Below are 13,426 nucleotides of genomic sequence, written 5' to 3'. Positions count from 1 at the left end.
TGGAGATTGGAGTTTTGGATGCATAGCCAACTCACCACCTGGCCTCTAAACAACTAAACAAGTTAGGAGTTGAGAGGGTGGAGAATGGTTTTTTGGCTTATAACCAACTCACCACCTAACCCCTAACCAACTAAACAAATTAGCGGTTAGGGGCGTGGTTACGGCAGTTTTAATAGTTCTTTAATACATTTTTTACCCAGGTTTTTCCCCATTGCTCCATTTCTTCATCTGTCCAAAGAAATGGGAAGAAAATTCTCTTCTGAAAACGTGGAGGGAGGTACTTTTGCCAGTTGGTTCCGCCTGTGGCGGCAATATCTTTAGGGTCTTTTTCCAGGTATCTCACCGCCGATTTATAGTGAGAGAGTGGCCATTCTACGTTGACAAAAAGATCAAGCTTGCGCAATTCTTCCTCTAATTCCCTTACATCTTGTCCTTGTGCAGCAAGTGTTCTATAAAGTGCTGCAAAATTAAGTTCCTGGTTATCGTTAGCCAGTTTAAAAAACTGTGTTGCGTATTTGGCAATAAACTGTTTTAAGGTGAGGGTTTGCTTTCCGGTTGATAATTCTGATGCACCGGATTTCCAATACAGGTTTTCAAATTGATCCTGTATTGAAGCAGTTCTCAGTTCTTCTCTTTTACTTTGATCTACCAGTTGAATCAAATCTGTACTGTATAGTTCAATCATGCGATACTGCCCCGATTGGAAACCACTTGCAGGCAACAACGACATCCTGAATTTAAGGAATTGTGATTTGTCCATCCCGTCTACCATGATATCGAAAGAAGATACCAATGCAGTGAAATAGGCATTTATCCGTTTTAATCTGGAGGTAAAGAAATCAGCTGTAAGCGCAGGATGTTGTGTAATTTGCTTACACTCGTGAAGGGTCAGTTTAAAGTACAACTCGGTAATTTGGTGGTACATGATGAAAATTTCCTCATCAGGGAAGGGCGTTTTGGGCGTTTGAAGGCTCAATAAGGTGTCCAGGTGTATGTAATCCCAATAAGTGAGGTAATCTGCATATAGCAAACCATCAAGATAGGCGTTGAGATCCTGGCCCATTGCAGAAAATTTTTCCTCAAGCTTTTGGAGACGATCGGTAATTTCAGGTGTCAGTTCCATTGTTTTGTTATTTACTTAAATGCTATTGTTTTGAAATCTAGATCAGCTCTTTACTTACTTTCAGCAATATCAATCCTGCGGTGAAGATATCTTCAAAACTATTGTATAAAGGAACGGGGCTAAGCCTGATCACATTGGGCTCTCGCCAATCTCCAAGGATGTTGTTATCCATCAGTGATTTGAAGATCTCTTTAGGCTTATGTTTTGCAATAATTGAAAGTTGGGCACCGCGGTCCATTTCCGTTTCTGGTGTAATAATTTGATACTGCTCTTCACCCAGTTCTTTATTTATTTCTTTAATGATATAGCTGAGGTAAGCAGTGAGTTTTTTACTTTTTTTCCTTAATGGAGAGATAAAACCTGCTTTTTCAAAGATTTGCAGCGAGGCATAATACAGCGACATGGGGATGACCTGTGTACAACTGACTTGCCAGCCATCTGCGCCAGCCTCGGGGATAAATCCCTTTTCCATTTTAAAGCGCTGTTGTTCCTGATAGCCCCACCAGCCAGCAAAGCGGTTAAGGCTGCTGTCTTTAAAGTGCTTTTCATGCACAAAAATACCACTTATGCCACCTGGTCCGGAGTTCTGGTATTTGTAAGAACACCAACAGGCGAAATCTACCTCCCAATCATGCAATTGCAGCGGAACATTTCCTGCCGCATGGGCCAAATCAAAACCTACTATAGCACCTGCTTCATGCCCTGCTTTGGTAATGGCAGGCATATCATACCATTGACCAGTAAAATAATTGATTCCACCAAAAAGTACTAAGGCAATTTCATCTCCATGATCTGCTATGGTAGCTAAAATATCTGCGGTTCTTAAGGTATATTCTCCTGCTCTGGGTTTTACTTCGATTATGGCCGATTCGGGATCGTAACCATGAAACCTTACCTGACTTTCAATCGCATATTGATCAGAAGGAAAGGCACCAGCTTCCATAATGATCTTGAACCTTTGTGCTTTTGGTTTGTAGAAACTCACCATCAGCAAGTGCAGGTTTACGGTAAGTGTATTCATTGGAGAAACTTCCTGGCTATTGGCACCTACAATAGGGGCCATCAAATCCTTAAGTGCTTTATGGTAAAACATCCATGGGGTATCGCCTTCGAACCAACCCTCTACTGCAAGGTTTTGCCAATTATTAAGCTGTTGGTCGATGTATTTTTTAGCTGTTTTAGGCTGTAAGCCGAGCGAATTTCCACATAAGTAAATGAAGGGTGCTCCATTTTGTTGTGGAAAGAAAAACTCGTCTCTTAAATGCCTCATCGGATCCTGTTGATCCATATTTTGGGCAAATGCCAAATTGTTCTCAAAAATCATATTTTAAAATGAGTTGCAATGAAAAGTAACGCTAGTTAAAAAAACTATCGCCAGGAATAGGTGAAATGAAAATGTTTGGTAAAAGTTGCAGAAAGGAGCAACCATTCAGGAATTGCCTAAACTAGGAAGGTCTGTTGATGATATTTTTTAAAATATTTACCATTGATATGGTGCTAATTTAAGATTAAAATTTTTGTTTGACAAATTTTAGATGTTGGTTTGTGTTTAATCATAAGAGATGTAAACCGAACTCAGTTAACCACAAAGGGCACAAAGTTTTCACACAAAGCACACAGAGATAGCGTTTATTTTAAGTTTTAACCATATAATCCATGTAAGGAATATATTTTAATTGTGAAATTTTCTTAATGTCCTTAATTTCTTAATGTTTTTGACTCCGCACGTTATTCATTTAACCACAAAGTTCAGGAAGAAAAGCGCTAAGTACGCAGAGTTAAGATGGCACCCAGACTTACAACTTACTACTTATAACGTACAACTTTAGCCCCACAACCTTCAACACGCAACCCATTTAACCGCAGAGTTCAGGAAGAAAAGCGCTAAGTACGCAGAGTTAAGATGGCAACCAGACTTACAACTTACTACTTATAACCCACAACTTTTTTACTAAAACTAAAAAGCTCCGGAAACAATTGTTTCCGAAGCTTTGAATATAAGTAGTTAATTGAGTAAGAAATTTAATTTTTACGCCTCTTTTTTCAGATATCCATTAATGCGAACTAAGATATCTTGCAAATGATACTTGCTCATTCCGCTGGATGCAGGAATAGCTTTGGTAATGGCTGATTTCAAACTAACCAGTTCTGCTCTGGCTATGCTCGAGATGTCGTACAAGGTTGGGTCGATCTGACGAGGGCCGGCTTGAGGCATTCCGGTAGGTGCTGCAGCAGGTGATTTCATTAAAGCGGCCAGATTCTCTACATATAATTTTTGAAGATTTCTTCTGTAAAGGTCGATTGTACTGTGCGTATTCAGCTCAGACCAGATTCCCGTTCTTAAATCTTTGAAAAGATCTTGTGTTTTATACGTTGGTGTGCTTGATGTACCTTCTGCATTGATCAGTTTCATTAAGGTAGTGGGGTTTTGCAGTCTGGCCAGTGTAGTTCCCTGTACATTCCTGATCGAACTTACAGGATCTACGCCCGCTTCAGCGATAAGGTTTTGGTTGATAAGCCATTTCGGGGTGCTGAAAAGTTCGCGGTTTAAGAAAGATACGGCTTCGCGCTGGCGCTGAGCAGGCACATTCATAAATTGTTTTCCACTTTGCTCTACCGTTTTTGGAGAGGAATAAATACCGCCTACATTTTTGGTTACATGCCCCATATATCGCCCATATTGGTTAACAAGCTCGGTATAAATCGATCTTGCTTCGCTGTAGTCGGTATTCGGTTCCCTGGTCCAGGTGATGATATTCGGTAAAAGCCTTTTTAAGTTTTTAATCCCGTAGCTGCTCGCTAACATGGCGTTATCACCCAGATCTTCGTTTTGAGATCTTGGGTCACTTGGATCTGTTTCAGTTCCGAACCATAACCTTTTGTTTGAACTGGTTTTGTCAATGATCCATTTGCTTAAGTAAGCAGATTCATCCTTTGGTGTTGCAAACTGAGGCATCCATTTATAACCCCATTCAATTGCCCACATATCATAATCTCCGATGCGTGGAAAAATTCCTTTTTCGGTAATGTTGTCTTCTGGCTGTGCCACATAATTGAAACGTGCATAATCCATAATTGAAGGAGTATGTCCATTCTTTTCAAGCCATACTTTGTTGCGTAGATTTTCTACAGGCACAGTGGATGATGAACCATAGTTATGGCGAAGACCCAGTGTATGACCAATTTCATGAGAAGAAACAAACCTGATCAGCTGACCCATTAGTTGGTCATCAAAGGTTGTTTTTCTTGCTCTGGGATCAATGGCTGCGGCCTGAATGGTATACCAGCTTCTTACCAGGCTCATTACGTTGTGGTACCAGTTAACATGTGTTTCCATAATCTCTCCACTTCGAGGATCGTGCACGTGTGGGCCAGAGGCATTCGGAATGTCTGAAGGTTTATACACAATGGCGTTATGGCTGGCATCATCAATACTCCAGTTTTTGTCTTTTGGAGCTTCTTTGGCCATGATTGCATTTTTAAAACCTGCTCTTTCGAAGGCGGCCTGCCAGTCGTTTACCCCTTGTATCAGGTAAGGTACCCATTTCTTTGGAGTAGCCGGATCAATATAAAAAATGATGGGTTTGGCCGGCTCTACCAATTCGCCTCTAAGGTACTTTTCACGATCCTCAGGTTTGGGCTCCAGTCTCCATCTCGTAATCATAGAAATGCGCTTAACGCCTTGTGGATTGGCATCAAAATCTACATAACCCGTGGCAAAGTAACCCACTCTCGGATCAAAATACCTGGGTTTCATAGGAGTTTTAGGCAGTATAACCATCGAGCTGTTTAACTCATAGGTTAAAGGGCCAGTTGCCCCTTGCTGAGGCCCTGGCTGCTGCGAAGGCATTTTCATATAGGTTTTTACGGTTCTAACCTCAACATTTCCGTCAAAAGCCTTAATCTCCTGGATGTATGAACGATCTGGAAGGGCATTCCCCAATGAAAGTGAGCGCTTTGTACCACTATCGAAGAAAAAGATATCATTGTCTCCATTAAAATAGTCCTGAACATCAATAACCGATGCGTTTGTTTTCTTCAGTGAATCGGGATGAAAAGCTTTGATGTCGAATGAGGCAACAATAGGTTGAAGTGATGAATTGAGTACCGAACTGAACATGCCCAGTGTATCGGTTGCGCGTTCGCTGAAAGAAATGCTCTTCAGGAAAATGCGCTGAGACGGGCCTTTTTCAAAACGGATCACATTGTCGCCAATCTGATCTCCGGCATAACCGGTCATACCGGCACGTACACCGGCAGCAGCTTTGGAGATGCGGTTAACAACCAGAATGTCTCTTCCCAATAAACTGTCAGGGATCTCCAGGAAATATCGCTCCTCCACTTTGTGGACATTAAATAACCCTTTTTGCGTAATCGCTTTTTCTGTAATCACCTGTTTGTAAGCCTTTGGGCCTGTTGATGGCGGACGGTTAACCGCGTTTGGACCAGCAGCAGGGGGTGTATTGGAGCTCTGCGGGGCACCAGCTGGAGACGTTGGTCTCGGCCTGTTCTGCCCAATCGCAGTTAGGCAACAAAGTGCCACCGCCATGGTCATTAATGTGGTTTTTTTCATTTTAAAAATTTGTATGTTTAGGATGTGATAATCGAGGTATGGTTGATTGTTTATTGATGGCTATTCTCTGCTGCCAGCCTTATTGCATTATAGCCACCTTCAATATTAATTAGTTTGTTAAAACCCTTCGCCTTAAGCAAAGAAATAAAGATCATAGACCGGTAGCCTCCGGCGCAGTACACCAGGTAGTCTTTGTTGTTATCTATCCGGTTGTCAGTATAAACAGATTGATCAAGCGGGATGTGCAACGCTTCGGGCACATTGCCCTGATGGTACTCTGATCCGGCACGCACATCAATTACTCCATGTTTATGATCAGATAGCAGGCTTTGAAAAGCAGCAGCAGAAATACTTTCAACGCTTTCAACGGGTTCACCTAAAGCTTTCCACTCGCTGATGCCTCCGCTCAGGTAGCCATCGCATTGATGATAGCCTATGCGGGCAAGACGCCTGATTACTTCAGTTTCACGACCCTGCTCGGCAACAATCAAGATGCTTTCCTGTTTGATGGGGATTAATGCACCAACCCATGGGGCAAAGCTGCCATCAAGGCCGATGTTTATGGAGCCGGCAATATGACCAGTTGCAAATACATCGGGTTTTCTGGTGTCTAATATCAGGGTTCCCGGAGTACGCATACGCTTCTTAAATACTAAGGGCGATAATGGCTTCATCCCCTCGTTAAGCACCTCGTCCAGGAGGCGATAGCCTTTAACATTCATATCCACATTCATGGGAAAATATGCAGGTGGGGCAGCAAGGTTATTGCAGAGCTCTGCGATAAAGTTTTCTCTCGAAAGATCTTCAGCCAATGCATAGTTGGTCATTTTTTGTGAGCCGAGATCGCCTACGGTTTCTTTGCTCATGTTCTTTCCACAGGCACTGCCGGCACCGTGGCCCGGGTAGATAATGGTATGATCGGGTAGGGGAAGGATTTTTGCTCTCAAAGAATCGTAAAGCATCCCTGCCAGATCTTCCTGGCTGATATTCTTGTCTGGCGATTGTGCCAGATCAGGCCTGCCTACATCACCCAGAAAAAGGGTGTCTCCCGTAAAAACTGCATTTTCCAGCCCATTTTCATCACGAAGAAGGAAACACGAACTTTCAAGTGTATGCCCTGGGGTGTGCAACAGTTCGAGCGTGGCTCCTCCAATGCGAAATTTCTCTCCATCGCGTGCCTGATGGCTTGGAAAGGCAGTTTCGGCACCTGGCCCCATTACAATTGTTGCTCCCGTTCTGGCAGCAAGCTCCAAATGGCCGCTTACAAAATCGGCGTGGAAATGAGTCTCGAATATATAGGTAATTTTGGCAAGATCACGTTCTGCCAGTTCAATGTAGGCATTAACGTCTCTCAACGGATCAATAACTACCGCCTCACCATTGTGTTCGATATAGTAAGAGGCTTGTGAAAGACATTTTTCGTAAAGTTGTTTTATTTTCATCTGATGCGTGTTAAGGGATAGATTTAAGGGCTGGCCAGTGCTACGGTTTGCAGACCAAGAATGATAACTGCTAACACGAGAATAAACCACCCAAAACATAACCTGAGTTGTTTGGTGTTAAATAAATGGGAGATCCGCTGTCCCGTAAAAGCGCCTAAAATGGCCAGGCCGGCAGAAACCATCAGAAATATCCAGTCGATACCTCCAATGTGCATGTCAGTCATAAAGCCAGATATGGTATTCAGCGAGATGATAAACAGGGAGGTTCCAACAGCTTTTTTAATATCCAGATTAAAGAATAGGGTGAGTGCAGGAACAATCAAAAAACCGCCACCGGCACCTAAAAGTCCAGTTAGTATTCCTGTTGCCACGGCACAACCAATTAACACCGAAATAGAAGTCTGTTTTTCTATTTTATCGGCAATGCAGTCAACTTTCGGTCCTATCATCGTTTTGGCGGCCAAAATCATGAGCAAAGAAAAGATGATCATGCTCAGCGTACCGAAAGTGAGCGTGAAGCTATTGCTGCGAAATAAAACAGCAGGAATAACAGGAATAACAAAGCTTCTGATCAGCCATACCATTAAGATGGATATGGAGGCGAAGATGATCCCTTTTTTCAGTAATATCTCTCCTTTCTGGTATTTGGGGATACTGGCAACAGCACTGGTAGATCCAACAATAAAAAGAGAATACCTCACCGCCGAAGCAGGCTCCAAACGGAAAAAATAGACCATAACCGGTACCGTTAATATACTTCCCCCGGCACCCATTAGTCCGAGGGAAAGCCCTATCAGTAAGGTAGAAAGATATCCAACGACCTCCATTATCTCTTACAGGGCTTGGTTTGCTTTAGCATAGTTCAGGATTTCTGCAAGGGTTTCCAATGCAAAATCTATATCGCTGATTTTGGTCAGTTTACTGAAAGAAAAGCGTAGTGTAGCTCCCTTTTGAGGAATGCCTAAAGCGGTAATAACATGACTGCCATATTCATTTCCACTGCTACATGCACTTCCGCCTGAGGCACATATTCCTGCACGGTCAAGTTGTGCCAAGAGTAAGTCTGTTCCAACATTTCCAGGGAAATTTACGCTTAGTACGGTGTATAACGATTGCTCACCGTTGTTAAAGGTAATTTCAGGGCATAGCTTTAACAGACCATCACGCATGGTGCTGTTTAAGGTGCTGATATAAATTTGATCGGGAAGATAGTTATTTACAGCAAGTTCCAGTGCTTTAGCAAAGCCCACAATGCCGTGTACATTTTCTGTCCCGGCTCTGGCCCTTCTTTCCTGCCCACCTCCATGAATTAAAGGGGTAATCCGGGTTCCTTCGCTTACGTAAAGTATTCCGGTTCCTTTTGGGCCATGAAATTTATGCCCTGAGGCTGAGGCGAAATGTACGCCGTATTCTTTCAATTGGATAGGGTAATGTCCTATGGTTTGAACGCAGTCGGAATGGAATATCGCTCCATAACGATTACAGATTTCACCTGCCGTTTTAAGATCCAGTAAGGTTCCTATTTCATTATTGGCGTGCATTAAGCTCACCAGGCACTTTATTCCAGCGTTCGATTTACTTTGTAGTTGCTCTTCCAGGTCGCGATAGTCTACCTCACCATGTTCATTAAGCTTAACAAAAGAGCAGGTTACTATGTTATCGGCACAATAATGCTCAACGGTGTTGAGTACAGCATGGTGTTCGATAGCAGAGGTGATGATATGGGTACAGCCCAATGTTTTTACTGCGGTGGCAATGGCTGTATTGTTACTTTCCGTACCGCCACTGGTAAAATAGATTGTAGTGGTTTTTACACCCAAAAGGTCTGCAACCTTTTTTCTCGAAGATTCAATAGCTGCTTTGCTGGTTCTTCCAATAGAATATGAGGAAGAAGGATTTCCATAGTGCTCCCTCATATAAGGTAGCATAGTATCCAATACTATTGGATCTAATGATGTGGTGGCAGCGTTATCAAGGTAAATTATCTCGTTCATATGATTATGGTAAATGGTTTAGCTTTAACCCATTTGTTGTCCTAAGCTTTTTTCCATTTTTCAATGGGGACATTTCAAATTAAAAATCAGGGCATACCATCCGGTAATGCCCATAATTATCATTAACTAATAAACTAAAGCAGGTGATAACTTCTAAACACCTGTTTATTTTGAACTGAAAGCGGTAAGACCTGCTTCCAGAAATTTCTTATAATTGGCAATTTCATAATCAGCTCCCTGTGGAGTAGTTAAGGGGCTTTCCGTTTCAGGATCCAGGAGCACATAAAAGGGCTGAGAATTAGACTGAAATTTTCGGGCCTGTAAATCGCTCCATTTTTTTCCAATGGTAGTGAGGGTTTTCCCCTCTGGGGTAGTAACCACATCTTCCGGGGCCAGTTCAGACTTGTCATCAACATATAACTGCACCAAAATGTAATCCTGGCTAATCATCTTGTAAACCGCTTTATCTGGCCAAACATTGGCTTCCATTTTTCTACAGTTTACACAGGCATGGCCGGTGAAATCAATTAACAAAGGCTTGTGTTGCTTTTTCGCTTGTTCAAGTGCTTCGTTATAGTCGAAATAGGCATCCAGCTTTAAAGGTGCATGGAATTTGTCGGCATATTTATGGGGGCCTGTTGAGGTACTTTTTGCTGGAGCTGTCCCACCAATTAAACTGCTGGTGTAGAGGTCAAAGTCCTGAGTCTCTTGTGGAGGTAAAAACGCAGATACTGATCTTAGTGGTGCTCCCCACAATCCTGGGATGAGGTATACGGTAAAGGAAAGCACAATCGTAGCCAGAAATACCCTCGGTACCGAAACAAATGCCAATGGGCTATCGTGCGAAAACCTGATCTTTCCTAAAAGGTAAATGCCCATCAATCCGAAGATAATGATCCATAAAGACAAGAACAGTTCTCTGTCGAACCACTCCCAGTGATAAGCCAAATCAACATTGCTTAAAAATTTTAAGGCAAAAGCAAGTTCCAGAAAACCCAGTACAACCTTTACACTGTTTAACCAGCCACCAGATTTTGGTAACTTGTTCATGGCAGAAGGGAAAAGCGCAAACAAGGCAAATGGTATGGCCAGCGCCAATGAAAAGCCAAACATGCCAATGGCTGGGCCCAATAATGCGCCTGTGGTAGCCGCCTGAACCAATAAAGTGCCAATAATAGGTCCGGTACAAGAGAAGGAAACAAGTGCAAGCGTTCCGGCCATAAAGAAAAGACCGGCTGTACCCCCTTTATCTGCATTGGCATCCATCTTATTTGCCCAGGAGGAAGGGAGTGTCAGTTCGAAGGCACCGAAAAACGATGCTGCAAAAGCTACCAGCAGTAAAAAGAAGAAAAAGTTAAATATCCCATTGGTTGATAGACTGTTGAGGGCATCAGCGCCGAAAATAATGGTTACCAAAAGCCCCAATACTACATAAATCAATATAATAAAGAAGCCGTATAGGGCAGCCTTTGAGAAAGCTTTTCCTTTTTCTGCTCCCTTGGTAAAAAAGCTAACTGTTAATGGGAGCATAGGGAAGATGCAGGGCATGAGTAGTGCGGCAAGCCCTCCTACAAAGCCAGCCAAAAATATACCCCAAAGGGTTTGATTCTCTTGCTTAGGCTCAGTTTTTAAGGTTTGCTGCGGTTGGGTTGTAACAGGAGCTACTTTAGCGGTATCTTGTGTTTTAACAATCGTATCCTTTACTTCTGAGGTGGTAATCTCCGTAAATTGAAGGTCGTCGGTAGACACGCTGTCCTGCGCATACCCGGATACAGATAATGCGCAGGTTAACAGCATAACAAAAGAGAAAGTCTTAAATAATCTCATATATCTTATCATTTAACTGCGATGTTAAATTCAACTTCTTCTGGTGGAAGACATTGCTTGTCGTTGCATACCATAAATTCTACCTTTCCTTTTACGGTAGCTGTTTTCGCATTAAGCTTGATTTTCTGCTGAAAGATCACTGATTTTTCAAAATAGCTTACGTCCATACCGAAGGTCGATTCATATTTGGTGATGGGTTTAGGCTCTGTTAATTTACCTACCAGTGAATAACCTTTAGCTGCGGGGAAACTGAAAGTTGTTTTTACGGGGCCTCCATCTTTTACATATTGCGAATACAAGTGCCATCCGTTATCGATAGTTGCCTTAATGTAAAGTGTGGCGGTTGTTGGCGTGGTTTTTTTTGCAGCATAAGACCAGGTAACTGGTTTCAATATCTGACTCTGGGCACTGAAGTAGGAAAGTGACACCAGGCATAATGCGGTTAGTAATTTTCTCATTGCGGTTGTTAGTTGATTATTTTGTAAATCTCTGCAATGCTGTGTTTTATGTCAATGGATAGGTGGTTTTGCTGTAAATAATTTTATTTTTTACTGTTTTTGTTTGGTTTTTTATGGAAACTGAAGTCTTTTGAAGTTTAGTTTATACTTTTTTTCGGAAGAGGCGGGTAATTATTGGGCCAGGAAGGAAACGATTATGGGGAAAGATGATGCCGTTATCGTTAACATTTATCGATTTTGTGAAAGTGCAGTTCCAGTTGGTAAAAATTTAGGAACAAATTTTTTGTGATAAAATATTAAAATTCAGTGGGTTTGTTTATATTCGTATACCTCTGAAAACATTGAATACTTTAGTTAATGTAAAAGAGGGCCTGTAATGGATGTTCAGGCCCCTTGATTTTTCTCTAACGAATTAAATCTTTAGCACTTTCGTTACCCTAAATTTATGTCAGGGCGTTATTTTAAAGATGCTGAACCAAGTTCAGCAAGACGATTACGATTGGGTGATATCGTGAAAAGTTTAACCATATAAGCCATTTAAGAAATTATAAGTACAAGCCATAAAAGGAGATAGTGATCAGATAGGCACCAGCTCAGTTTCGCAATCTCAAAACTCTCCTGCTTTTTTCAAGGAGGGGTGGGATAGCCCGTTTTTTGGCGGGGTAGTTACCACTCCAAAACTTCCTTGTATTCCGTGTTTCCGTGGCTAATATTTAGCTTATTAGCTTTGCCGAATTAATTCATCAATGATGCTGAAACAAATTTAGCAAGACGGATTTTAAAATAGAATAAGTTTTCAAACCTGAAAACCAGACGCTGGCTGGTATTTTTGTATATTGGCCCTTCATTATGAAGCGGATTATTTTAGTTTTCTTTTCTCTGCTACTGTTTAGTAGCGTTTACGCCCAACATGATCCCAGCGATATGATCGAATCTGCGGAATGGGATATTATTGGTACGGTTAAAACGAAATATGTAAAGGATGGTGGAACAACTGTGTCCTTCTCAGAAAGTATTAAAAAGTACGAGAACCGTCCATTCAGATTGGAAGGTTTCATGATCCCCATTAGGGTGGGACAAAAACAAAGTCGTTTTATGCTGGCCTCACTTCCCATAAACCAGTGTTTTTATTGTGGTCAGAATGGAGTACCCATGATGGTATTGGTAGAAATGGCAGAGCCGATCCCCTTCTCTAAAGACCCTGTAGCGGTAAAGGGAATTCTCAAATTAAGTTCTGCAGCGAATGCCGATCCGGTAACGCTTAAAATGGCTAAGAAAGGGTAATGTTGGGTTAGATGTTATGTGTTATGATGCCAAGAAAAAGGAGTTAGGTGTAATAATTCCAACCATATAAACCATAGAAGAAAATTTAAGTACCTCAGCCTATCAAAGCCAGTAATCTGGCAAAGCAAACGCAATCCCTTTCCTGAAGGAGAAGGAATGTAGGTGAGACGCTACAACTAGAAAAGTGGTATGCATAATGCTAACTACCGTTCAAACATAACCCTCCTTTCCCAAGCACTCCTCCGGCCTAGCAGCATTTCGCCGGATAGGAGTATTTGAATGCTTGCAGTTTCAAAGCGGGTACATTCTATCCAAGGGAATAAGCAGCGAGGGCTGGCCTAAAGTGTATGCCTAAGCCTCTTATTGCCGCTAATGGCATTTGGATGCTCATATCCAAGAAAGGATGCAAGCTTTGATTTTTGGTTACCTTTTTCTTGAGTGGCCGTTGCACAACTAACAAGGGTTGATAACTTAACTTTATTTTTTTGTTATTTCTTAATATTTTGAAACATGCAAGGGAAGAAACACTTTCAGGAAAAACTATTTGTAAGTTTCCAGCTGTCAAATGCCGTTCCTGCCGACAATATTTACCGACGACTTAAAGATCTTATTGATTTTAGCTTTATGTATAAAGCCACCTCTAATTATTATGGTGATGAGGGACAAAAAAGTATTGACCCTGTTGTTTTTATAAAACTGATGCTGGTAGGTTATCTTGAAAATCT

The 13,426-nt window shown here is 41.9% G+C and carries 9 protein-coding genes and 1 pseudogene; 2 read left to right on the top strand and 8 right to left on the bottom strand.

What is annotated here, in order from left to right:
* Positions 1-169 precede the first annotated feature (169 nt).
* The 8 genes from BMX11_RS20585 to BMX11_RS20550 form a co-directional block, all read right to left on the bottom strand.
* Positions 170-1,123: a tryptophan 2,3-dioxygenase family protein gene (locus BMX11_RS20585; protein ID WP_090888244.1), complete on the bottom strand. Its 954-nt coding sequence runs from the start codon at positions 1,121-1,123 to the stop codon at positions 170-172.
* Between the two features lie 37 nt (positions 1,124-1,160).
* The gene (kynU, locus tag BMX11_RS20580; RefSeq protein ID WP_090888241.1) at positions 1,161-2,447 is read right to left on the bottom strand and encodes a kynureninase; all 1,287 of its coding nucleotides are present in this window, start codon (positions 2,445-2,447) and stop codon (positions 1,161-1,163) included.
* Positions 2,448-3,152: 705 nt separating this feature from the next.
* A complete protein-coding gene (locus BMX11_RS20575; RefSeq protein WP_090888238.1) occupies positions 3,153-5,696 on the bottom strand; it encodes a zinc-dependent metalloprotease in 2,544 nt (847 codons plus the stop codon).
* A gap of 50 nt (positions 5,697-5,746) precedes the next feature.
* Positions 5,747-7,138, bottom strand: coding sequence for an MBL fold metallo-hydrolase (locus BMX11_RS20570; RefSeq protein ID WP_090888235.1), 1,392 nt, complete (start codon positions 7,136-7,138; stop codon positions 5,747-5,749).
* Between the two features lie 23 nt (positions 7,139-7,161).
* On the bottom strand, positions 7,162-7,965 hold the full coding sequence (locus BMX11_RS20565; RefSeq protein ID WP_090888231.1) for a sulfite exporter TauE/SafE family protein: 804 nt from the start codon (positions 7,963-7,965) through the stop codon (positions 7,162-7,164).
* Positions 7,966-7,971: 6 nt separating this feature from the next.
* Entirely contained in the window at positions 7,972-9,132 is a 1,161-nt protein-coding gene (locus tag BMX11_RS20560) for a cysteine desulfurase family protein (protein ID WP_090888227.1), read from the bottom strand.
* A 165-nt stretch (positions 9,133-9,297) separates the two neighbouring features.
* Positions 9,298-10,959 carry a protein-disulfide reductase DsbD family protein gene (locus BMX11_RS20555; protein ID WP_090888224.1) on the bottom strand — a complete coding sequence of 554 codons (1,662 nt, stop codon included), beginning with the start codon at positions 10,957-10,959 and terminating at the stop codon, positions 9,298-9,300.
* Positions 10,960-10,967: 8 nt separating this feature from the next.
* Complete coding sequence (locus BMX11_RS20550; protein ID WP_090888221.1) at positions 10,968-11,417, bottom strand: protein-disulfide reductase DsbD N-terminal domain-containing protein; 450 nt, start codon at positions 11,415-11,417, stop codon at positions 10,968-10,970.
* 849 nt (positions 11,418-12,266) lie between these two features.
* Here BMX11_RS20550 and BMX11_RS20545 point away from each other — a divergent pair.
* Together BMX11_RS20545 and BMX11_RS20540 are read left to right on the top strand one after the other, a co-directional pair.
* Positions 12,267-12,701 carry a hypothetical protein gene (locus BMX11_RS20545; RefSeq protein WP_090888219.1) on the top strand — a complete coding sequence of 145 codons (435 nt, stop codon included), beginning with the start codon at positions 12,267-12,269 and terminating at the stop codon, positions 12,699-12,701.
* Between the two features lie 510 nt (positions 12,702-13,211).
* Positions 13,212-13,426 (top strand): annotated as a pseudogene (locus BMX11_RS20540) (IS1182 family transposase); the annotation flags it as partial.

It is taken from the genome of Pedobacter rhizosphaerae (assembly GCF_900111155.1).
In the GTDB taxonomy this organism is placed as follows: Bacteria; Bacteroidota; Bacteroidia; order Sphingobacteriales; family Sphingobacteriaceae; genus Pedobacter; species Pedobacter rhizosphaerae.
The sequence above is the reverse complement of the archived record's forward strand: the minus strand, read 5'-3'. Positions and strand labels throughout refer to the sequence as shown.

What these genes read in the sequence shown, in the direction of transcription:
- BMX11_RS20585 (WP_090888244.1), bottom strand. Translation starts at nt 1,123, where the DNA reads ATGGAACTGACACCTGAAATTACCGATCGTCTCCAAAAGCTTGAGGAA.
- kynU (WP_090888241.1), bottom strand. Translation starts at nt 2,447, where the DNA reads ATGATTTTTGAGAACAATTTGGCATTTGCCCAAAATATGGATCAACAG.
- BMX11_RS20575 (WP_090888238.1), bottom strand. Translation starts at nt 5,696, where the DNA reads ATGAAAAAAACCACATTAATGACCATGGCGGTGGCACTTTGTTGCCTA.
- BMX11_RS20570 (WP_090888235.1), bottom strand. Translation starts at nt 7,138, where the DNA reads ATGAAAATAAAACAACTTTACGAAAAATGTCTTTCACAAGCCTCTTAC.
- BMX11_RS20565 (WP_090888231.1), bottom strand. Translation starts at nt 7,965, where the DNA reads ATGGAGGTCGTTGGATATCTTTCTACCTTACTGATAGGGCTTTCCCTC.
- BMX11_RS20560 (WP_090888227.1), bottom strand. Translation starts at nt 9,132, where the DNA reads ATGAACGAGATAATTTACCTTGATAACGCTGCCACCACATCATTAGAT.
- BMX11_RS20555 (WP_090888224.1), bottom strand. Translation starts at nt 10,959, where the DNA reads ATGAGATTATTTAAGACTTTCTCTTTTGTTATGCTGTTAACCTGCGCA.
- BMX11_RS20550 (WP_090888221.1), bottom strand. Translation starts at nt 11,417, where the DNA reads ATGAGAAAATTACTAACCGCATTATGCCTGGTGTCACTTTCCTACTTC.
- BMX11_RS20545 (WP_090888219.1), top strand. Translation starts at nt 12,267, where the DNA reads ATGAAGCGGATTATTTTAGTTTTCTTTTCTCTGCTACTGTTTAGTAGC.